This is a genomic window from Modicisalibacter sp. 'Wilcox', assembly GCF_010993675.1.
GTDB lineage: Bacteria > Pseudomonadota > Gammaproteobacteria > Pseudomonadales > Halomonadaceae > Modicisalibacter > Modicisalibacter tunisiensis.
This window is the reverse complement of record NZ_WNXF01000017.1, coordinates 1-20351: the sequence shown is the minus strand read 5'-3', so window position 1 is coordinate 20351 and position 20351 is coordinate 1. Positions and strand designations below refer to the sequence as shown.

The window sequence follows — 20351 nt, the reverse complement described above, 5'->3', positions numbered from 1 at the left end:
GTCTCGACGTCACCGCGAACCCGCCGCCCGCCCCGTCACCGGGGCGGGCGGCGGCGTTTCACAGCCGGTAGACGCTCTTGGTCATCACCTTCGACATCAACGCCATGCCGAACTTCACCGGCGCCGGGAAGGGCGTGCCGCCGGCCTCCAGCGCCCAGCGGGCATGGTGGGCCTCGTCCTCGCGCATCTGCTCAAGTACCGCCCGGGAGCGATTGTCGCCCCGGGGCAGCTTGCCCAGATGCGCCTCGAGGTGCTTACCGACCTGTTCCTCGGTGGCGTTGACGAAGCCGAGGCTGACATGGTCGCCGACCGCCCCGGCCACCGCGCCCATGCCGAAGGAAGCCGCATAGAACAGCGGGTTGAGGTAGCTGGTACGGCTGTCAAGCTCCACCAGACGAGCATCGCACCAGGCCAGGTGGTCGATCTCCTCCTGGGCGGCCTGCTCCATCTGCGCCCGGGTATCGGCCAGCCGGGCAGTCATGCCCTGGCCCTGATAGAGCGCCTGGGCGCAGACCTCGCCGGTGTGATTGATGCGCATCAGCCCGGCGGCATGGTGGCGCGCCGCGTCGTCAAGGGGCTCGTCGCGGATGTCGTCGGCCGGCGAGGGGCGCGAGGGCTGGGCCGCGTGGGGGACCAGGGTGCGCAGCACGGTGTCGAATTGATGAATCAGCTGGTCGGTTCGCGTCAACTTGCGAAGCATGCGGCAATTCCTGTGATCGTCAGCGAGTCACGGCGGGAAGACCGGGCACAGCGCCCGTCGGGCGGCAAGACGGCCGCCTGACGGGCATCGCGCACCGGCGAGAGGGCGGCCATCGGGCCAGCTAGCCGGCCGGCCAGGTAAAGCGGCGCCCGCCCATCAAGTGCATGTGGATATGGTAGACCGTCTGCCCGCCCTGTTCATTGCAGTTCATCACCACCCGGTAGCCGTCGTCGGCGAAGCCGAACTTGCGGGCCAGCTGGGCGGCGGTGTACTGCAGTCGGCCGACCAGCGCCAGGTCGTCGCCATCGATGTCGTTGAGGGTGGCGATGTGCTTCTTGGGCACGATCAGCACATGGGTCGGGGCCTGGGGATTGATATCGCGGAAGGCCAGCACGTGCTCGTCCTCGTGGACGACGTCGGGCTCGATCTCGCGATTGACCATCTTGCAGAACAAACAGTCCATGCGTCACCTCGTGTAGCGAATTGCGATGCCGAGCCGTCAGCGAAAGCGGCGCTGCGCCAGCAGGTGGCGCACCAGAGGTGCCAGGATCAGCTCCATCGCCAGCGACAGGCGCGCGCCGGGCACCACCAGGGTGTGCGGACGGCTCATGAAGGCATCCTGAATCATCGTCAGCAGGTAGGGAAAGTCCACCGTCGAGGGATCGCGGAAGCGGATCACCACGAACGACTCGGCATCGGTGGGGATGTCCTGGATCTCGAAGGGGTTGGAGGTGTCCACGGTGGGCACCCGCTGGAAGTTGATATGGGTCCGCGAGAACTGCGGCTGGATGTAGCGCACGTAGTCGTGCATCCGCCCGAGGATGGTGTCGATCACCGCTTCCTGGGAGTAGCCGCGCAGCTTGGTGTCGCGGTCGATCTTCTGGATCCATTCCAGGTTCATGGTCGGCGCCACGCCGATCAGCAGGTCGACGTGGCGGGCGATGTCGTGATCGGCGGTGACCAGACCGCCGTGCAGCCCCTCGTAGAACAGCAGGTCGGTGCCCATCGGCAGCGCCTGCCACTCGGTGAAGGTGCCGACCCGGTAGCCGGCCTCGATCATCCGCTTGTCCTCGGCGTGGATGTAGTGCCGGGAGGTGCCGGTGCCGTGCTCGCCGTACTCCTGGAACAGCGTCTCGAGATCGTCGAGCAGGTTGGCCTCGACCGCGAAGTGGGACAGCTCGTCGGTGCGCTCGGGCTCCTCGCGGAAGATCCGGGTCAGCTCGTCCTTGGTGTAGCGATGGAAGGCATCGCCGTCGACCAGGGCGGCGTGCACGTCCTCGCGCTGGAACATGCGCTCGAAGGTACGCCGCACGGTGGTGGTGCCGGCCCCGGAGGAGCCGGTCACGGCGACGATCGGGTATTCCCTGGACATCTCAGTCGCTCCCCGGCGCTCGGCTACGCTGCACCGCCTGTACCAGCACCGGGGGCACGGCGATCGGCCGGTGGCTGGCCGGATCGAGCCACAGCAGGGTGACGCAGGCCACGGCCACGGTCCGCGCGTCCGCCTCGCGCACCAGCCGCTGGTAGACCGGCATGCCCTTGCCCGTCGGCGTCGGCATGGCCGTTTCGGCGACCAGCACGTCGCCCCAGTGCGCCTCGGCGCGGTACTGCACCGTCAGTTCGGCCACCACGCTGGGCGAGCCCGCGACATCGGACTCGCTGAACCCCAGGGCCGCGATGGCCCGGGCGCGCGCCTCGTGGAGCAGCGTGACCAGGGCATCGTGCCCCAGATGCCGGCCGTAGTTGATGTCGCCGAGACGCACCGTGAGGGGCTGGCGATGGATGCACTCCGCCTCGGGAAACGCGAGTCGCTGCATGGCTCTGCTCCGGGCGCCGTGGCGCACTCAGGCCTCGCGGGCAATGGCCCGATAGGCGATGTCACGGCGGTAGAGAACGTCGTCCCAGTGGATCGCCGCCACGCCGTCGTAGGCGCGGTCGCGGGCCCGGGAGACCCGCTCGCCCAGCGCCGTGACGCACAGCACGCGCCCGCCGCTGGTGACCACGCGCCCCCGGGCGTCCTCGGCGGTACCGGCGTGGAACACCTTGCAGCCGGCGGCCTGGGCCGCGTCCAGCCCGTCGATGACATCCCCCTTGCGATAGCTGCCGGGGTAGCCGCCGGCGGCCATGACCACACCCACCGCGGCGCGCGGATCCCACTCGCAGGTCTCGCGGTCCAGCTGCCCCTCGACGGCGGCCAGACACAGCGTGACCAGGTCGCTCTTCAGGCGCATCAGGATCGGCTGGGTTTCCGGGTCACCGAAGCGGCAGTTGTACTCGATCACCTTCGGCGCGCCCTGGGCGTCGATCATCAGCCCGGCATACAGGAAGCCGGTGTAGGGCGTGCCCTCCTCGGCCATGCCGCGCACCGTGGGCAGGATCACCTCGTCGAGGATGCGCTGATGAACCGCTGCGGTGACCACCGGCGCCGGCGAGTAGGCGCCCATGCCGCCGGTGTTGGGGCCGGTGTCGCCGTCGCCGACGCGCTTGTGGTCCTGACTGGTGGCCATCGGCAGCACGTGCTCGCCATCGACCATGACGATGAAGCTGGCTTCCTCGCCCTCGAGATACTCCTCGATCACCACCCGGGCCCCGGCGTCGCCGAAGGCGTTGGCCTCGAGCATGTCGCGGATGGCCGCCTCGGCCTCGATCTCGGTCATGGCGACGATCACCCCCTTGCCCGCCGCCAGGCCGTCGGCCTTGATGACGATCGGCGCGCCCTGCTCGGCGAGATAGGCCAGCGCGGCGCCGACCTCGCTGAACGTGGCGTAGGCCGCGGTGGGAATGCGATGACGGGCCAGGAAGTCCTTGGAGAAGGCCTTGGAGCCCTCGAGCCGGGCGGCGTCCCGGGTCGGGCCGAAGGCCTTGAGTCCGGCCTCGCGGAAGCGGTCGACCACCCCGGCCACCAGCGGCGCCTCGGGGCCGACGATGGTCAGGCCCACGGCCTGCTCGCGGGCGAAGGTCACCAGGCCCTCCAGGTCATCGGCGGCGATGTCGACGTTGGTCAGCTTGGACTCGCGCGCCGTGCCGGCATTGCCCGGGGCCACGTAGACGGTCTCCACATAGGGCGACTGCGCCGCCTTCCAGGCCAGGGCGTGTTCGCGGCCACCGCCGCCGATGATCAGAACCTTCATGGACAAACCTTGCTCGAAAGTGGGAATCGACTGGCCGGCATTATGTCAGAAAGCGGGCGCCGCCGCTGCATGGCGCCTCGTCCCGGGCCGGCCGGTCAGCGCGACTCGTCGTCCTCGTCGTTGCCGCGGGGCGTCATGGTCTTCTGCCAGAAGCGCATGTTCTCCTCGGCCATCTCGCGCATCATCTCCATCGGCGAATGGCGCATCGCCTGCTGCCACTGGTCCTGGAAGCGCTTCTGCTGTTCCAGCATCAGGTGGGTGCCCTGTTCCAGATAGCGCGCCAGCGGCAGCGGCTGGGCCATGTCGTAGACGCGGATGAACTGGGCCAGCAGGTCGTTGGAAAAGACCTCGGCCCCCCCATCGGCCTGTTCCTGCTCGATGATGATCGACAGCAGGATGGTGCGCGTCAGGTCCTCCCCGCTCTTGGCATCCTCGACCCGGAACGGCTCGTCCTCGAGCACCAGGCGCCGCAGATCCTCGAGCGTGACGTAGCGACTCTGCTGGGTGTCGTAGAGTCGACGGTTGGCATACTTGCGTATCACTCGCACGGCGCTGTCCCTCTCGGTTGTCGGTATTCCTGCATTGTGCATTGCCCCCCGGGGGTTGCAAACCACTGTCAGCGCCCCGCGGGTCGGCTATCATGGCGGCCTGCCGCCTGGAGAGCCCATGAACCTGATCCTGCTCGAACCCGGCGACTGCGGTCCCGACGGCCGCGTCCGCCTCACCGACCCGCGCCGCCTGCGTCACCTGCACGAGGTCCACCGCGCCGAGGCGGGCGACACCCTGACCGTGGGCGTGCGCGACGGCCGGCGCGGGCGCGCCCGGCTCGAGCGCTTCGAGCGCGAGGCGGCCTGCTTCACGCTGCTCGACCTCGACCAGCCGCCCCCGGCGCCGCTGCCGGTGCACCTGGTGCTGGCGCTGCCCCGGCCGCGCATGCTGGCGCGGACCCTGGAGCATGTCACCGCCCTGGGCGTCAAGCAACTCACGCTGCTGCACACCCGCCGGGTCGAGAAGAGCTACTGGCAGTCGCCGGAACTCGACCCCGCCCGCATCCACGATCACCTGGTGCTGGGCCTCGAGCAGGCCGGCGACACCATGCTGCCGACGGTGACGGTCGAACGCCGCTTCAGGCCCTTCGTCGAGGACCGGCTGCCGGCGCTGCTCGCCGGGCGCCGCGGCCTGCTCGCTCACCCCGGCATGCCCGATCCCTGCCCGCGCGGCCTCAGCGAGCCCTGCACGCTGCTGGTCGGCCCCGAGGGCGGCTTCATCCCCTACGAGGTGGAGCGCCTGCGCGAGGCCGGCTGCGAGGGCATTCACCTCGGCGAGCGCATCCTGCGCGTGGAGACCGCCGTCACCGCGCTGCTGGCCCGCCTGTTCTAACGCCCTTCCGCCAGCCGCCGCTTTTTCTGACGCCTGCTCTGTCACCGTCATCCGGACGCCCCCGGCGCCGGACGACGGTGCGCACCGTTGAATCCCGGTTTTGCTTTCCACAAGTTGGACAACGTATAGTTTTTGTATAACTATTATCGGCGACGCCGGTCACCGACGCGACATCGCCCGGTCCCCTTCCCTATCCCACGGGGCCGTCACCGCCAGCACACGGAGTCCCGCATGCCCTTCTCACGCACCGCTCGACGGAACGCCGCCATCATCGATGCCCTCGACCGCTCCCAGGCGATGGCCGAATTCGCCCCCGACGGCACCCTCCTCGAGGCCAATGACCGCTTCCTGGAGGCCAGCGGCTATCGCCTCGAGGAGTTGCGGGGCCAGCACCATCGCCGGCTCTGCGCACCCGACTACGCCGCCAGCCCCGAGTATCGCGACTTCTGGGCACAGCTGGGCGCCGGTCGCAGCCTCTCGGGACGTTTTCTCCGCGTCGACAAGGCGGGCCGCGAGCTGTGGCTGGAAGCCACCTACAGCCCGGTGCTCGATCGCGCGGGGAAGGTGCGGCGGATCATCAAGATCGCCCGTGTCATCACCGATAAGGTGCGCCGGGAGCAGGACATGCGCAGCCGCCTCGACGCCCTGGACCGTTCCACGGCGATCGTCGAGTTCACGCCGGACGGCCATATCCTGACCGCCAACGACAACTTCCTGGCCACCGTGGGCCACGACCGCGACACCCTGATCGGCGCCCACCACCGGACGCTCTGCGATCCCGAGTACGCGGCCAGCGCCGAGTACCGGGACTTCTGGACCCGGCTCAACGCCGGCGAGTTCTTATCCGGGCAGTTCCGGCGTCTCGACAGCCGAGGAAACGAGCTGTGGCTGGAAGCCACCTACAACCCGGTCTTCGACGCCCGGGGACGCCTGTACAAGGTGGTCAAGTTCGCCACCGACATCACGCCACGCGTCCAGCAGCACCAGGCCGAGACGAACAGCGCGCGCATCGCCTACCGCATCTCGGCGGCGACCGAGGTCAGCGCCAACGACGGCGCGCGCATCATCGAGAGCACCGTCGCCGAGATTCGCCACATCGCCGAGTCCATCGGCCAGGCCTCCCGTGTCATCGACGAGCTGGCCGAGCGTTCCCAGGACATCACCCGGGTGATCGAGAGCATCCACCACATCGCCGAGCAGACCAACCTGCTGGCGCTTAACGCCGCCATCGAGGCCGCCCGCGCCGGCGAACACGGCCGCGGCTTCGCCGTGGTCTCCCACGAGGTGCGCCAGCTCTCGGTCAGCACCACCCGGGCGACCCGCGACATCGTCGCCACCATCGACACCCTGCGCACGCTCGGCCAGCAGGCCCACGAAAGCATGCAGACCTGCCTGGAACGCACCGGCAACGGCGTGCAGCTGGCGGGCACCGCCGGCGAGACGATCCAGCGCATCCGCGAGGGCGCCAACGACGCCGTCGTGGCCATCGAGCGCTTCTCCGCCACCCTGGCCGACGATGCCCCGGAGACGCGGGCCGCCAGCGACCTGCCGGCGCTCGCCACGGCCTGAGGTCAGGACGCCGGACGCAGGCGCTCGAGCAGCGCGCGGGTGACGAAGCCGTCCGGCGTCTCGCCCCGCGCGCGCTGGTAGGCCCGCACGCCACCACGGGTGGCGGGGCCGATCACGCCGTCCGGCGTGCCGGTATCGAAACCGCGCGCGTTGAGGGCCTGCTGCAGCAGCCGGATCTGGTCATGCGACAGGGCCGCCTGTTCCCGGGGCCAGTCCCCCTGGACGCCCGGCCGTCCCGCCAGGCGGTCGGCCAGCAGCCCCACGGCCAGGGCATAACTTGTCGAGGCGTTGTAGCGCATGATCACCCGGAAATTGTGACCGACCAGAAACGCCGGCCCTTGGGCGCCGGCCGGGGCGATCACCGAGGCGTCGGCGAGCGCCGGCAGGGAGCCGCCATCGACCGCGGTCACGCCGCGCTCGGCCCAGTCCGCGGCCGGCGCGCGCACGTCGAGCTCCGTGCGGGCGTAGTCGAATCCCCGGGGCAGTCGCACCTCGACGCCCCAGGGCTCCCCGGGGCGCCAGCCGGCCTCGGCCAGGTAATCGGCGGTGGAGGCCATGACATCGGCAATGCTGCCCCAGATATCGCGGCGCCCGTCACCGTCGGCGTCCCGGGCGTGCCGCTCGAAGCTCGACGGCAGGAACTGGGTGTGCCCCATGGCGCCGGCCCAGGAGCCGCGCATGTGCGCACGGTCGATGTCGCCCCGGGCGAGGATGCGCAGCGCCGCCATCAACTCGCGCCGCGCGAAGTCCGGCCGCCGCCCGTCGTAGCCCAGGGTGGCCAGGGCATCGATGGTCGAGACGTCCCCGAAGTGCTCGCCGTAGCTGCTCTCGATGCCCCAGATCGCCACCAGGATCGGCGCCGGCACGCCGGTGCGCGTCGCGGCGGCCTCGATGACCGACCGATGGGCCTGCCAGCGGTCGTGCCCCCGGCGGATGCGGGCCGGCGAGACCGCGCCGTCCAGATAGGTCCATACCCGGCGGGAAAACTCCGGCTGGGCGCGATCACGGCGGATGACCTCGGGCAGGTAGGTGGCGTCGTCGAAGGCTGCCGCCAGGGTCGCGGCGTCGATGCCGGCGGCCGCCGCCTCGCGACGGAAATCGGCCACCCAGGCGGCGAAGCTGGGCGCCGTCGGGCGCGCCGGCGCCATGGACGCGGCCTCGCGCGAAGGCGTGCCGGCGGCGTCAGCGGCGGGAGATGCGGCGCCGGGGCCGCTCTGGCACCCCCACAAGGGCAGCAGCACAACGGACAATAGGCACAGGCGACGGGCGGAGAGGCTCATGAGGGGTCCTTGCGTACAGGGGCGGCGTGACGCTTGCCGATGACGAACAAGCGCGCCCATCTTGTCGCAAGCCGCCCCTTGAATCCACGCCCTTTCACCCGCATTGATAGGGCAAATTCGCAGCTATCAAGGCCATCACCATGCCGATCGTCGATCCCCGCACCGGAGCGCCGCTGACGTCGTCCGAATCCCAGTCCAGCCAGGGCGAGTCGATCGACCCGTCCCGCTATATCGTCGACGTCGACATGTCGAACTTCCAGCAGGTGGTGCTGGAAGGCTCTCTCGAGATCCCGGTGGTGCTGGACTGCTGGGCGCCGTGGTGCGAACCCTGCAAGAACCTGATGCCGATCCTCGAGAAGCTGGCCATGGAATACGCCGGCGCCTTCGTGCTCGCCAAGCTCAACATCGAGGACAACCAGCAGATCGCCGCCCAGCTGGGCATCCGCTCGGTGCCGGACGTCAAGCTGATCATGCAGGGGCAACTCTACGACCAGTTCCAGGGCGCCCTGCCGGAGAGCCAGATCCGCGAGTGGCTGGCCAAGTACCTGGAAGCGCCGGCCGATGCCTCGGCGAGCCCCGAGGAGCAGGCCGAGGCAGCACTGGCCGCCGGCGATGCCGCGACCGCCAGGGCGATCTATCAGGAGCTGATCCAGTCCTATCCCGACTACCCGGACTACCAGATCGGCCTGGCCGGCGCGCTGGTCGGCGAGGGTCAGGCCGACCAGGCCCGCGAGATTCTCGACAATCTGCCGCCGGAATACCGCGACGGCGCCAAGGCCCGCGGCGTGCGGGCGCGCATCGAGTTCGGCGAGGAAGCGCCGAGCCGCGAGGAACTCGCCGCACTGGAAAGCCGCGACGACAGCGAGGCCCGCTTCAAGCGCGCCCTGCGCCAGGTCGCCGACGGTGACTACGAGAACGGCCTGGAAGGCCTGCTGGCACTGCTCAAGCAGGATCGCAGCTACGGCGACGACATCGCCCGCAAGACCCTGCTGCGGGTCTTCGACGCCCTGGGCGCCGATCATCCGCTGACCGTGGCCTACCGCCGCAAGCTCTTCGCCCTGCTCTACTGAGCCTGCGGCAGCCGGGGCTCCTGTCCCCCCGCTGCCCCTGCTCCAGCGGCGCCCGTGCCTGACACCCGGCACGGGCGCTTTTTCATGCCTGACCGCCGAGCACCCCGTCCAGGCGTTCCAGGGCCGCGTCGAGCACGCTCGCCGGCGTGCCGAAGTTCACGCGCACGAAGCCCGGCCAGCCGAAGTCGGCGCCATCGGACAGCGCCACCCGGGCGTCCTCGAGCAGCCGCTGCTGGGGCGAGTCACCCAGGCCCGCCTCGCGCAGGTCGAGCCAAGCCAGATAGGTCGCCTCGGGCGGCGTGGCGCGGACGCCCGGCCAGCCTTCCACCGCCGCGAACAGCCGCCGGCGATTGTCGCGCAGCACGGCCAGCAGCGCCTGCCGCCAGGGTTCGCCGTCGGTGTAGGCCACCTCGGCGGCCAGCATGCCCAGCACGTTGACATCGGGCATGGCCCCGCGCATCGCCGCACGCCAGCGCTCGCGCAGCGCCGGGTCGGGGATCACCGCGCAGGCACAGCCCAGCCCCGCCACGTTGAAGGTCTTCGACGGCGCCCACAGGGTGACGATGCGCGCCGCCAGGTCCGGGAAGAGCGCCGCCAGCGGGCGGTGCGGGGCGTCGTCGAGGATCAGGTCGCAGTGCAGCTCGTCGGAGACGATCGTCAGATCGTGGCGCTCGGCCAGTTCGGCGAGCAGCGCCAGCTCGCCGACGCTCCACACCCGTCCGGTGGGATTGTGCGGGTGGCACCACAGCAGCAGCCGGGTCTCGGGGGTGATCGCCGCCTCCAGCGCCTCGCGCTCGAGCCGCCAGGGCTCGCCGGACGCCGCCGGTTCGGAAAGTGCCACCGTCTGCGCGAGCCGGCCGTGCTGTTCGGCCACCTTGAGAAACGGCGGGTAGATCGGCGTGACCGTCAGCACGCCCTCGCCCGGCGCGGTGAGCAGTCGGCAGGCCAGGTGCAGGGCCGGCACCACGCCGGGCAGCCAGACCTGCCACTCGGGGGCGATGGACCAGTCGTAGTGCGTGGCGCTCCAGCGACACAGGGCCTCGCGCAGGCTGTCGGGCGTGGTACCGTAGCCGAACACGCCATGCGCCACCCGCGCCTCGAGCGCCTCGACGATCGCCGGGGGCGAGACGAAGTCCATGTCGGCCACCCACAGCGGCAGCACGTCCGGCGCGTAGCGGTGCCATTTCTGCGACGGATGCTGGCGACGGTCGATGGGCGTGGCAAAATCGAAGGACATGAAACCTCCCGAGACGGATGGATCCTGCAAAAAACGGACACGTGACGCGAACATGCCCGATTCCCTCTTCTATGCCAAGGCCGTGCGCGGCACCTCGCGCCTGGTCGACCACTGGCTGCAGATCGGCCAGGCCGCACCCGACCGCCTGGCGATGATCCTCGCCGATACCGCGCGGCTGGCGGGGCTCGGCGAGCCCGAGGCCACCCCCGACGGTGCCACCCTGCACGCTTGGAGCCGTGACGACCGCCCGCCGCTGTGGGCGGCCCGCACGGCGCTGTTCCTGCTGGTGCAGATGCCCTCGCGCCCGGTGCCGCGCGACGCCTGCGAAGGCTGCGCCTGGGCCTACTGCTGGCTGCGCAACCGCGAGTTCGCCTCGCTCGAGGCGGCCCGCGACGCCCTGCCCGAGCACCTCCGGGACACGCTGGAGGCGCCGCTGGCCGAGGCCTGGGCCGACCAGCGCGCCCGGCGCCTCGTCTAGGGTTTGTCCGAAAAGTCGGCGAGCGACGATCAGGCAAGGCAAAAATCAGCGAAAAAGCGGAGTTTACAGGGTGTAAATGAGCATTTTGAGCTGATTTTTAACGCCGCATGGTCGAGCGCAGCCAGTTTTCAGACAAAGCCTAGTGCAGGAGAGATGCCCCGACAGCTCGGGCCCTGAAGGGAGGCGTGCGGGAGAGGATTCATCCTCGACTGCGGCGGCCCGGTGGCGGATTCATCGCGACTGAAGTCGCTCCCACGGCCTGGCTCCGGATGCCCCCTGTCGAGCGATCACACCCAGGGTACTACAAAGCCTAAAGGGGAATGGCGGTGCGGCCGCACTGCCTCTAGCGTAGAGGGCTTTTGCGCCGCCGAGGGCGCGGTATCCCCGTGTCGAGGAGAGTCATGGACTTCTCGTTGCTGTTGCAGGTCAGCAAGCTGCTGGTGTCGATCGGCGTGGTGCTCGGGCTGTCGCTGGTCGCCGAGCGCCTGAGCACCCGCGTGGCCGGGCTGCTGTCCGGCTACCCGCTGGGCACCGCCATCGCGCTGTTCTTCATCGGCGTGGAGATCGGCCCGGGCTTCGCCGCCGAGAGCGCCGTGCATACCCTGGCCGGCTTCACCGCCACCCTGGCGCTGGGCGGCGGCTACCTGCTGTGCGGCCGCCGCGACGGCCTGCCCGGCGTGCTGCTGGGCACCGTCGGCGGCCTCCTCGCCTGGCTGGCCGCCAGCACGGTACTGGCGGCCATCGACTTCACCCGGGTCAGCGGCACGCTGACCACCTTGGCGGCCATCGCGCTGTTCATCGGGCTCTACCGGGGCATCCCCGAGCGCCCCGCCACGGGCCGGCGGGCCTTCTCGTGGGTGGCGCTGGCGTTTCGCGCCGGGCTGGCTGCCGCCATCATCTTCCTCATCACCGGCCTCGCGCACGTGCTGCCGGCGGCCTGGGCCGGGCTGCTGTCGGCCTTCCCGGTGACCATGTTCCCGTTCCTGGTGATCCTGCACCTGACTCACGGCGCCGGGCCCACCGCCACGGTCATCAAGCACTATCCGGCGGGGCTGGGCTCGCTGCTCAGCTATGCGCTGTGCGTGTCGCTGACCTATGACGACTGGGGACTCGCCGCCGGCACCCTGGCCGGCTTCGCCGCCGCCACCCTGTGGTTGCTGATCTGGACGCGCCTGCAGGCGCTGCATCGGCGCCGGCAGCTGGGCGAGGCGGCTTGACCGGACCCGCCGCGGGATGGATACTGAGCCGTCGACAAGGAGTTCGCCATGTTTACCCAGACCCTGACGCCGACCTTCAGCGACACCGATGCGCTCGGCCATATCAACAACACCCGGATTCCGGTGTGGTTCGAGCTGGGCCGCAACGACGTCTGCCGCCTGTTCACCCCGGACCTGGACCCGCGCCACTGGGTGCTGATCCTGGCCCGCATGGAGATCGAGTACCGCGCCGAGCTGTTCTTCAATGCGCCGATCGAGATGCGCACCGGCATCTCGCGCATCGGCACCAGTTCGTTCACGGTCGAGCAGACGCTGCACCAGCACGGCCGCCTCGGCGCCGAGGGGCGCACGGTGATGATCCATTTCGACCATGCCGCCAAGCAGGCCCGGCCGATTCCCGACGCGATCCGCGAGGCGCTGGAGGGCCACCGCATCGCCGCCGCCGAGGCGGCCACGTGACCCCGGCCATCCGCCGGCTCGAGCAGGCCGGCGTCGCCTTCGCGGTGCACGAGTACGCCCACGACCCCGCGACGCCGGCCTACGGCCAGGAGGCCGCCGAGGCGCTGGGCCTGTCGCCCGACGCGGTCTTCAAGACCCTGCTCGCCCGGCTCGACGGGCAACGCCTGGCGGTGGCGATCGTGCCGGTCTCCGCCAGCCTGGACCTCAAGGCGCTGGCACGCGCCGCCGGGGCCAAGAAGGCCGCCATGGCCGAGGCCGCCGATGCCCAGCGCGCCACCGGCTACGTGGTCGGCGGCATCAGTCCGCTGGGCCAGAAGCAGCGCCTGGCGACCTTCCTCGATGTCAGTGCCGAGCCCCTGGAACGCCTCCACGTCAGCGGCGGGCGCCGGGGCCTGGAGATCGCCCTGGCCCCCGCCGACCTGCAGCGCCTCACCGGGGCGCGACTGGCCGCCATCGCCCGCCGCTGAGCCGCACCCCGACCGGGAGCTTTCCCATGGCAATCCGTTACGACCTGTGGCTCTTCCCCGACGACGTCGAGCGCCACCGTCGGGTGGAGGGCGAGCTCGAGCGCTACTTCCTCGAGCGCTTCGCCGACTATCCGCACATCCGCTTGTTCGACGCCGACCCCTACGATTATGATGCGCCGTTCAATCGTCTTTACGATGCCCTGATCGCCCGCGCCACCGACTATTGCGCACGGGAGTGGGCCTACACGCCGACCCCCGCGCAGCTCAACCAGGCCTTCTTTCGCGCGGTGGCGCGCTCGACCAAATTCCTGCGGAACCCCAGTGATGCTGATCCGAACCGACGTCCCCCCCGATGAGCGGCAACTGGCGATCATCGCCGAGCAACTCGGCCGCGCCCCGCGCGGCATCCAGGCCGTCACCGCCACCGATGGCGAAGGCACCCCGCTGGTGCTGCGCATGGAGTCGATCGTCGACGACAAGCCCTTCCCCACCCTCTACTGGCTGTGCTCCGAGCGCCTCAAGATCGAGCTGTCGCGGATCGAGGCGGCCGGGGTGATCAAGCAGCTCGAGGCGCGCCTGCAGGACGACGCCGAGTTCCTCGCCGCCTATCGCCGCAGTCACGAGGACTATGTCGCGCGGCGCTGGGCGAGCATGCACCCCGAGCACCGCCGCCTGGCCGCCGAGCGCGGCTACGAGACGCTCTTCCGCGAGCGCGGCATCGGCGGCATCGCCAACTGGAACCAGGTGCGCTGTCTGCATACCCAGTACGCCCATCATCTGGCCGGCGACAACGTGATCGGCCAGTGGCTCGACCGGGAGTACGGCGTGATCGACTGCCTGCCCTGACCCCGCCGCCTCAAGGAGTTCTGCATGCCCAACGTCTGTGTCTATCTGGGATCCCGCGAGGGCAAGGCCCCGCATTTTCGCGACGCCGCGATCGCGCTGGGCCGGGCGATCGCCGAGCGCGGCTGGGGGCTGGTCTACGGCGGCGCCCGGGTCGGCCTGATGGGGGCCGTCGCCGATGCCGCCCTGGCCGCCGGCGGCTGGGTCATCGGCGTGATTCCGCATCACCTGGTCGATCGCGAGATGGCCCACGAGGGGCTGAGCGAGCTGATCCGGGTCGACGACATGCACGAGCGCAAGGCCGCCATGGCCGCCCAGGCCGATGGCTTCGTCGCCCTGCCGGGCGGCATCGGCACCCTCGAGGAGCTGTTCGAGGTGTGGACCTGGCAGTACCTGGGGCTGCACGACAAGCCGGTGGGCGTGCTCGACGTCGACGGCTTCTACCGGCCGCTGCTGCAGTTTCTCGATCATGCCGTCGACTGCGGCTTTCTCAACGCCGAGACCCGCGCCCGCCTCGTCGCCGCCGAGACCCCTCCGGCGCTGCTCGACCGCCTGCTGCCCGCCGACGCCCGCCTGTCGTGACGACGACCGCCTCGCTTGGGTAGAGTGGAACGTCCCCACCAGCGAGGAGAGACGCATGTTCGCCATCGCCATCGATGACCAGCAGGGGCTGAACTGGCAGGAACAGAAGGCACCACCGCGACCCGGCCCCGGGGACGTGCGGATTCAGGTGGCCTGGGCCGGCATGAATCGTGCCGACCTGATGCAGCGGGCGGGCCGTTACCCCCCGCCGCCGGGGGTGACCGACACCCTCGGCCTGGAAGTCAGCGGTACGGTGGTCGAGGCCGGCCCGCGCGTCGAACGGCTGCGCCCGGGCGACAAGGTCTGCGCCCTGCTGGCCGGCGGCGGCTACGCCGAGGAGGTGGTCGTCGACGCCGCCCAGGTGCTGCCGCTGCCCGCGGGCCTGGGGCTGCGGGAGGCCGCGGCCCTGCCCGAGGTCTTCGCCACGGCCTGGCTCAACCTGTTCATGGAGGGCGGGCTGCGCCACGTCGACGGCAGGCCCGAGCGGGTTCTGCTGCATGCCGGGGCCAGCGGCGTGGGGACCGCCGCGATCCAGCTCTGCAAGGCCTTCGACTACCCCTGCTTCGTGACGGTGGGCAGCGAGGCCAAGGTGGAGGCCTGCCGCCGCCTCGGCGCCGAGGCGGGCTGGAATCGCCACGACGGCAGCTTCGTCGACGCGGTCCGCGACTGGGGCGGTGCGGATGTCATCCTCGACCCGGTGGGGGCCGGCTACCTGGCGGACAACCAGCGCGTGCTGAACCAGGACGGCCGGCTGGTGCTGATCGGCCTGATGGGCGGGCGCACCGCCGAGCTGGACATGGGCCGCATGCTCATGAAACGCCAGCGCTTCATCGGTTCCACCCTGCGCAGCAAGTCGCCGCGCGCCAAGGGGGCCATCCTCGACAGCCTGCACACCCACGTCTGGCCGCGTCTGAGCCGTGGCGAGATACGCCCGCTGATCGACCGCGACTGGCCGATCCAGCAGGCGGAGGCCGCGATGACCTATCTGGAAAGCAACGAAAGCACCGGCAAGGTGCTGCTGGCGGTCAGCGGCGAGGGCTGACGACGCCACACCAGAGGCGGTTCAACGGGGCGTGTCGCGGCGCATCGCCGCGACCGCCTCCCGGGTGCGCAGGTAGGTCAGCTGCAGCAGCCGGGCGTCCTCCCCGGCGCGGTGGCGCTGGATGCCGCGCTCCCGGATCAGACTTTCCTTGGTGCGCTTCCAGGCCGCCAGCTGCGCATCGCACAGCAGGGAGCGCAGCGCCTCGAGGCGAAAGCGGGGCAGCATCCCGGCGTGGTGGAACAGCAGCGACAGCCAGGTATTGTCGTAGCCCCAGCTGTCGCTGTAGGCGATGCCCGCCTCGCTCAGTTCGTCGTTGAGCCAGCGCGCCACTTCCTTCACCGGGTAGCCCTCGCGGGCCAGGCGATCGCGACTGATGCCGTGCAGCAGCTCCGCCTTGGGATCCCAGTGCGTCCATTCCGCCTGCGGCTGGATCAGGAAGGCACAGACGCTGCCGTCGCCCCGGGCCAGGCCGATCTCGATGGGATAGCTGCCGCGGCCAAAGCCGGACGCTTCGATATCGAGGAGAATGGGCAGCGTCACATCAGCGGTCCTTTGTCATTGACGAACGATGCCCGGCCCGGAGTCGGGACATTCCGGAGCGCGAGCAGACGAGCGCGCCGGTGACTGCCGCCCGGGGCGCAGTCACCGGCTCTCGCCAGCTATCTAGCCTAAGGGGTTGTGGCCTCGGGGGCGAGCCCCGGGAGCCGAATTCCCGTCAGTGGGTCAGCGCACCGGGCTCGGCGTGAGTCTCGCCGAGCTGGTGGCGCTCGGCCAGCGCCTGCCACTGGGCGGCCCGCCGCGGGTCCACGGACAGGCCCAGCTCGCCACGCCGATAGGCCTCCGCCAGGCGCCGGGCCGCCGGGGCATAACCGGCCTCGCCGGCACGGGCATACCAGGTCACGGCATGGTCGTCGCGGCGCGGGTACTGCGCGCAGCCATGCTCGTAGATGGAGGCCGCCTGGTACTGGGCCTGGACATCGCCGGTCTGGGCGGCCTGCAGCACGTAGCGGGCGCCCCGGGCCTTGTCCTGGGGAGAGATGCCGCGCTGGAAGAGCATGTGCCCGTAGACCGAGAGCGCGGTGATGTGACCGGCATCGGCACAGCGCTGGAGCAGGCGCAGCGTCAGACGCTGGGTACGCGGCGAACGCGGTAGCCAGCGGGTATGGAAGAGTTGTTCGGCCAGCCGAAATTCGAGCCGGGTGAACAGGGAAGATGCCTGCGGCATGGCGATAGACCTTGATCGAGTTTGCCTTGGGTGACGACGCCGACCTTGCTCCACTCCTGAGCCCAGCCCACGCCTCATCTCCTGACTGCCAACCGTCCGGACCTCCGCCGGAGCGACGGGGCGCAAGCATACGCCCACCACAGGCCCGACTCAACCCCTCGATTGCCGCCCTTTTCGCCCCCCGTTACCATGCCGTTTTCCCCACTTCACGGAGCCCCCTCATGGAGTACCGTCCGCTAGGCGATACCGGCCTCGATGTCAGCCGCCTGTGCCTGGGCACGATGACGTTCGGCGAGCAGAACAGCGAGGCCGACGCCCACCAGCAGCTCGATCGCGCCGTCGCATTCGGCATCAACTTCATCGACACGGCCGAGATGTATCCGGTGCCGCCCAGGGCCGAGACCCAGGGGCTGACCGAAGCCTACATCGGCACCTGGCTCAAGGCGCGCGGCAAGCGCAATGACCTGATCATCGCCACCAAGGCGGCCGGCCCCCGCCTGAGCCACATCCGCGGCGGCCCGCGCTTCACCCGCGAGCATCTGCACGCCGCGGTCGACGCCAGCCTGGCCCGGCTGCAGACCGACTATATCGACCTCTACCAGCTGCACTGGCCGGACCGCAGCACCAATACCTTCGGCAAGCTCGGCTATGCGCCCGACCCCGACGAGGAGGTCACGCCACTGGAGGAAACCCTGGCCGCGCTCAAGGAGCTGGTGGACGCCGGCAAGATCCGCGCCATCGGGCTGTCCAACGAGACGCCCTGGGGCGTGATGCGCTGCCTTCACCTGGCCGAGACGCAGGGCCTGCCGCGGGTCGCCAGCATCCAGAACCCCTACAGCCTGCTCAACCGCAGCTTCGAGGTGGGGCTGGCGGAGATCGCCCACCGCGAGAACGTCGGCCTGCTGGCCTACTCGCCGCTGGCCTTCGGCGTGCTGTCGGGCAAGTATCTCGACGGCGCGCGCCCGCCGCAGGGCCGGCTGACCCTGTTCGAGCGTTTCCAGCGCTACACCTCCGATGTCGCCGAGAAGGCGACCCGCGCCTACGTCGACATTGCACGCCGTCACGATCTGGACCCGGCGCAGATGGCACTGGCCTTCGTCAATTCGCGTCCCTTCCTGACCAGCAACATCATCGGTGCCACGACCCTGGAGCAGCTCGAGAGCAACCTGGCAAGCGAGTCCCTGTCGCTCGACAGCACCGTGCTCGAGGAGATCGAGGCCGTCCACCGGCGGATTTCCAACCCCTGCCCGTGAGCCCATGAGGCCGATAGCGGGGGCCGTATCGGCCCCCGCCGCCACGCTTGGTATACTCGCCGGCCTGACCCCGCGCTGCTTCAGGAGCCCCGCATGCTGAGCGTGATTTCTCCGGCCAAGACGCTGGACTTCGATACCCCGCCGACCACGGCGCGCTATACCCAGCCGGACTATCTGCAACACAGTCAGGCGCTGATCGACATCCTGCGCGAGTACTCGCCACAGCAGCTGGCCGAGCTCATGGGCATCAGCGACAAGCTGGCGGGTCTCAACGCCGCCCGCTACGGCGAATGGCAAACGCCCTTCACGCCCGACAACGCCAAGCCTGCCGCCCAGGCCTTCCAGGGCGATGTCTACCAGGGCCTCGATGCCGCGAGCTTCAGCGAGGCCGACAACGACTTCGCCCAGGCGCATCTGCGCATTCTCTCCGGCCTCTACGGCCTGCTGCGCCCGCTGGACCTGATTCAGCCCTATCGCCTGGAGATGGGCACGCGCCTGCCCAACCCGGCCGGCAAGGACCTCTACGCCTTCTGGAAGGCGCGCCTGACAGCGGATCTGGAGGCGGCCGTGGCCGACAGCGGCACGCCGGTGCTGGTCAACCTCGCCTCCAACGAGTACTTCAAGGCTATCGATACCCGGCGGCTTGCGGCGCGGGTCATTTCGCCGGTGTTCAAGGATGCCAAGAACGGTCAGTACAAGATCATCAGCTTCTACGCCAAGAAGGCCCGTGGCCTGATGAGCGCCTGGCTGATTCGGGAGCGCATCGACGACCCCGAGGCGCTGAAGGCCTTCGACGTGGCGGGCTACCGCCATGCACCGGAGCTGTCCCGGGAGAACGCCCCGGTCTTCGTGCGCGAGGAGCAGGCGCGCGCCTGACCGGCCAGCGGCGGCCGGCGCCGCCGATTTTCCGCACTGCGGTTCACGCCATGTTCAGTCAGAGCCGGTAGAATGGGAGAGCTGTTTCACCCTTCTGGAGACTGTCCATGCGTAACCTGTTCGTCATGCTGCTGGTCGGCCTGCTCGGCTTCGGACTGGCGGTTGATCACGCCGAGGCGCGCCGCCTGGGAGGCGGCAAGAGCATCGGCTCCTATTCCCGCTCCACCAGCAGCCACAGCACTACCACCCAGCGCAGCACCGGCACCACTCACAGCAAGCCGTCCAAGGGGCTATCGCGCTTTGCCGGCCCGCTGGCCGGCATGCTCGCCGGCGGCCTGCTGGCCTCGCTGTTCTTCGGCGGCGCCTTCGATGGCTTCCGCTTCATGGATATCCTGCTGATCGCGCTGATCGCGTGGCTGGCCTTCCGCTTCCTGCGGGCACGCCGGGCCGCGACCGCCAGTGGCCCGCATCATCAGGCTCGCAACACTCACACGTTCGGCAACGACGACACCGCACCCGGCTCCTTTGGCGCTGCCGGCGGCATCGGTGGCGGCGCGGCGAGCACACCGAGCTGGTTCAACAAGGAGCGCTTTCTCAACGAGGCCAAGCAGCACTTCATGGAGCTGCAGCGAGCCTGGGACAACAATGACCTGCCCAAGATCCAGGACTATGTGACGCCCTCGCTCTACAACCTGCTGCGCGAGCAGCGCGCCAACGAGCCGGCCAACAACCGCACCGAGATCGTGCGCCTGTTCGTCGAGCTCGGCGACGTGCGCGAGCACGGCACCCAGGCCGAGGCCTCGGTGATCTTCCACGGCATCATGGACGAGAACGGGGAACACAACGAGTTCAACGAGACCTGGCACCTGATCCGGGAGCTTCGTGACGGTGCCCCCTGGCACATCCAGGGCATCGAGCAGAACCCGAGCTGATCCTCGTCCGCAAAAACGCAAAAAGCCAGCCGATGTCGGCTGGCTTTTTTGAGGGACGGGGCTCTCGTTACTGAAACGCGGTTTCAGTTCTGGGCATTCTCCGCCGCGTCCTGAACGTCCTCGCCCATTTCCTCGACGCTGTCACCGGCATTCTCCGCCGCCTGGTCGATGTTCTCGCCGGCTTCCTCGGCCGGGCCGTCATCATCACAGGCCGCCAGACCACCCAGCGTCAGGGCCATCAGCAGAACCAGTCCCGCCTTGCGCAGCATGCTTGCGTGCATCTTCTCCTCCTGAGAAACGTGTCGGGTTTGCCCTGTCCACCATAATCGGCTCATGCGAAAAACGCCAACAGGGACTGCCGGACAAGATCAGCCGCAGCTCGTGCCCGTTTCGGGATGGCGGACTAAGTGGCGTGTCCAGCGCTGGCGAGCTGGAGAGTCCAGGTGAGGGTCAGGTCGGAAATCCGCGAAGCGCCCGCGGCAGGTTTTTCGGCCCCTGAAACGCAAAAACCCCGGCCGTTGGGCCGGGGTTTTCGGGATAGATGCCTGACGATGACCTACTCTCGCATGGAGAAGCTCCACACTACCATCGGCGCTAAGCGGTTTCACTG

Annotated in this window: 25 protein-coding genes; 14 read left to right on the top strand and 11 right to left on the bottom strand. The window is 69.5% G+C overall.

Annotated elements, in window-relative coordinates; translation table 11 throughout:
- Positions 1–58 precede the first annotated feature (58 nt).
- The 6 genes from coq7 to phaR form a co-directional block, all read right to left on the bottom strand.
- Positions 59–700, bottom strand: coding sequence for a 2-polyprenyl-3-methyl-6-methoxy-1,4-benzoquinone monooxygenase (coq7, locus tag G7A98_RS14375; protein ID WP_163650372.1), 642 nt, complete (start codon positions 698–700; stop codon positions 59–61).
- A 121-nt stretch (positions 701–821) separates the two neighbouring features.
- The gene (locus tag G7A98_RS14370; protein ID WP_163650371.1) at positions 822–1163 is read right to left on the bottom strand and encodes a histidine triad nucleotide-binding protein; all 342 of its coding nucleotides are present in this window, start codon (positions 1161–1163) and stop codon (positions 822–824) included.
- Between the two features lie 36 nt (positions 1164–1199).
- Positions 1200–2072, bottom strand: coding sequence for a phosphoribulokinase (locus G7A98_RS14365; RefSeq protein WP_163650370.1), 873 nt, complete (start codon positions 2070–2072; stop codon positions 1200–1202).
- A gap of 1 nt (position 2073) precedes the next feature.
- A complete protein-coding gene (locus G7A98_RS14360) occupies positions 2074–2517 on the bottom strand; it encodes a thioesterase family protein (protein WP_163650369.1) in 444 nt (147 codons plus the stop codon).
- Positions 2518–2544: 27 nt separating this feature from the next.
- A complete protein-coding gene (gene purD / locus G7A98_RS14355) occupies positions 2545–3831 on the bottom strand; it encodes a phosphoribosylamine--glycine ligase (RefSeq protein ID WP_163650368.1) in 1287 nt (428 codons plus the stop codon).
- Between the two features lie 95 nt (positions 3832–3926).
- Positions 3927–4379, bottom strand: a complete 453-nt coding sequence (gene phaR / locus G7A98_RS14350) for a polyhydroxyalkanoate synthesis repressor PhaR (RefSeq protein WP_163650367.1) — start codon at positions 4377–4379, stop codon at positions 3927–3929.
- A 118-nt stretch (positions 4380–4497) separates the two neighbouring features.
- On the opposite strand from phaR, the gene G7A98_RS14345 reads away from it, so the two are divergent.
- Positions 4498–5211 carry a 16S rRNA (uracil(1498)-N(3))-methyltransferase gene (locus G7A98_RS14345; RefSeq protein ID WP_163650366.1) on the top strand — a complete coding sequence of 238 codons (714 nt, stop codon included), beginning with the start codon at positions 4498–4500 and terminating at the stop codon, positions 5209–5211.
- A 231-nt stretch (positions 5212–5442) separates the two neighbouring features.
- Positions 5443–6780 (top strand): methyl-accepting chemotaxis protein, encoded by a 1338-nt coding sequence (locus G7A98_RS16840; protein WP_163650365.1) that lies wholly within the window; start codon positions 5443–5445, stop codon positions 6778–6780.
- A gap of 2 nt (positions 6781–6782) precedes the next feature.
- On the opposite strand, the gene G7A98_RS14335 is transcribed toward G7A98_RS16840, so the two are convergent.
- A complete protein-coding gene (locus G7A98_RS14335; RefSeq protein ID WP_163650364.1) occupies positions 6783–8060 on the bottom strand; it encodes a lytic murein transglycosylase in 1278 nt (425 codons plus the stop codon).
- 140 nt (positions 8061–8200) lie between these two features.
- Between G7A98_RS14335 and G7A98_RS14330 the strand changes: the two genes are divergently transcribed.
- Positions 8201–9130: a co-chaperone YbbN gene (locus G7A98_RS14330; protein WP_163650363.1), complete on the top strand. Its 930-nt coding sequence runs from the start codon at positions 8201–8203 to the stop codon at positions 9128–9130.
- 82 nt (positions 9131–9212) lie between these two features.
- Here the strand turns inward: G7A98_RS14330 and G7A98_RS14325 are convergent, their stop codons facing one another.
- The gene (locus G7A98_RS14325; RefSeq protein WP_163650362.1) at positions 9213–10367 is read right to left on the bottom strand and encodes a PatB family C-S lyase; all 1155 of its coding nucleotides are present in this window, start codon (positions 10365–10367) and stop codon (positions 9213–9215) included.
- A 52-nt stretch (positions 10368–10419) separates the two neighbouring features.
- Here G7A98_RS14325 and G7A98_RS14320 point away from each other — a divergent pair, with 52 nt between their 5' ends.
- The 8 genes from G7A98_RS14320 to G7A98_RS14285 all read left to right on the top strand — a co-directional run bounded on the left by G7A98_RS14320 (position 10420) and on the right by G7A98_RS14285 (position 15455).
- Positions 10420–10845: a hypothetical protein gene (locus tag G7A98_RS14320; RefSeq protein ID WP_163650361.1), complete on the top strand. Its 426-nt coding sequence runs from the start codon at positions 10420–10422 to the stop codon at positions 10843–10845.
- 401 nt (positions 10846–11246) lie between these two features.
- Positions 11247–12062 carry a hypothetical protein gene (locus G7A98_RS14315; protein ID WP_163650360.1) on the top strand — a complete coding sequence of 272 codons (816 nt, stop codon included), beginning with the start codon at positions 11247–11249 and terminating at the stop codon, positions 12060–12062.
- 48 nt (positions 12063–12110) lie between these two features.
- Positions 12111–12521, top strand: coding sequence for a thioesterase family protein (locus G7A98_RS14310; RefSeq protein WP_163650359.1), 411 nt, complete (start codon positions 12111–12113; stop codon positions 12519–12521).
- The gene (gene ybaK, locus G7A98_RS14305; protein ID WP_163650358.1) at positions 12518–12988 is read left to right on the top strand and encodes a Cys-tRNA(Pro) deacylase; all 471 of its coding nucleotides are present in this window, start codon (positions 12518–12520) and stop codon (positions 12986–12988) included. Before G7A98_RS14310 ends, ybaK begins: the two co-directional genes overlap by 4 nt.
- 26 nt (positions 12989–13014) lie before the next feature.
- Positions 13015–13344 carry a hypothetical protein gene (locus G7A98_RS14300; protein ID WP_163650357.1) on the top strand — a complete coding sequence of 110 codons (330 nt, stop codon included), beginning with the start codon at positions 13015–13017 and terminating at the stop codon, positions 13342–13344.
- The gene (locus tag G7A98_RS14295; protein ID WP_163650356.1) at positions 13313–13834 is read left to right on the top strand and encodes a DUF501 domain-containing protein; all 522 of its coding nucleotides are present in this window, start codon (positions 13313–13315) and stop codon (positions 13832–13834) included. Before G7A98_RS14300 ends, G7A98_RS14295 begins: the two co-directional genes overlap by 32 nt.
- Positions 13835–13858: 24 nt before the next feature.
- Positions 13859–14413, top strand: a complete 555-nt coding sequence (locus G7A98_RS14290) for a TIGR00730 family Rossman fold protein (protein ID WP_163650355.1) — start codon at positions 13859–13861, stop codon at positions 14411–14413.
- A 55-nt stretch (positions 14414–14468) separates the two neighbouring features.
- Positions 14469–15455, top strand: coding sequence for an NAD(P)H-quinone oxidoreductase (locus tag G7A98_RS14285; RefSeq protein WP_163650354.1), 987 nt, complete (start codon positions 14469–14471; stop codon positions 15453–15455).
- A gap of 21 nt (positions 15456–15476) precedes the next feature.
- On the opposite strand, the gene G7A98_RS14280 is transcribed toward G7A98_RS14285, so the two are convergent.
- Both G7A98_RS14280 and G7A98_RS14275 read right to left on the bottom strand, forming a co-directional pair.
- On the bottom strand, positions 15477–15995 hold the full coding sequence (locus G7A98_RS14280; RefSeq protein WP_163650353.1) for a hypothetical protein: 519 nt from the start codon (positions 15993–15995) through the stop codon (positions 15477–15479).
- A gap of 175 nt (positions 15996–16170) precedes the next feature.
- Positions 16171–16680: a tetratricopeptide repeat protein gene (locus tag G7A98_RS14275; RefSeq protein ID WP_163650352.1), complete on the bottom strand. Its 510-nt coding sequence runs from the start codon at positions 16678–16680 to the stop codon at positions 16171–16173.
- A gap of 221 nt (positions 16681–16901) precedes the next feature.
- Here G7A98_RS14275 and G7A98_RS14270 point away from each other — a divergent pair, with 221 nt between their 5' ends.
- The 3 genes from G7A98_RS14270 to G7A98_RS14260 all read left to right on the top strand — a co-directional run bounded on the left by G7A98_RS14270 (position 16902) and on the right by G7A98_RS14260 (position 19741).
- Entirely contained in the window at positions 16902–17933 is a 1032-nt protein-coding gene (locus tag G7A98_RS14270; RefSeq protein ID WP_163650351.1) for an NADP(H)-dependent aldo-keto reductase, read from the top strand.
- A gap of 93 nt (positions 17934–18026) precedes the next feature.
- Positions 18027–18809: a peroxide stress protein YaaA gene (gene yaaA / locus G7A98_RS14265; protein WP_163650350.1), complete on the top strand. Its 783-nt coding sequence runs from the start codon at positions 18027–18029 to the stop codon at positions 18807–18809.
- 107 nt (positions 18810–18916) lie between these two features.
- Positions 18917–19741 carry a TIM44-like domain-containing protein gene (locus G7A98_RS14260; RefSeq protein WP_163650349.1) on the top strand — a complete coding sequence of 275 codons (825 nt, stop codon included), beginning with the start codon at positions 18917–18919 and terminating at the stop codon, positions 19739–19741.
- 83 nt (positions 19742–19824) lie between these two features.
- On the opposite strand, the gene G7A98_RS14255 is transcribed toward G7A98_RS14260, so the two are convergent.
- Positions 19825–20022, bottom strand: coding sequence for a hypothetical protein (locus G7A98_RS14255; RefSeq protein WP_163650348.1), 198 nt, complete (start codon positions 20020–20022; stop codon positions 19825–19827).
- Between the last annotated feature and the right edge of the window lie 329 nt (positions 20023–20351).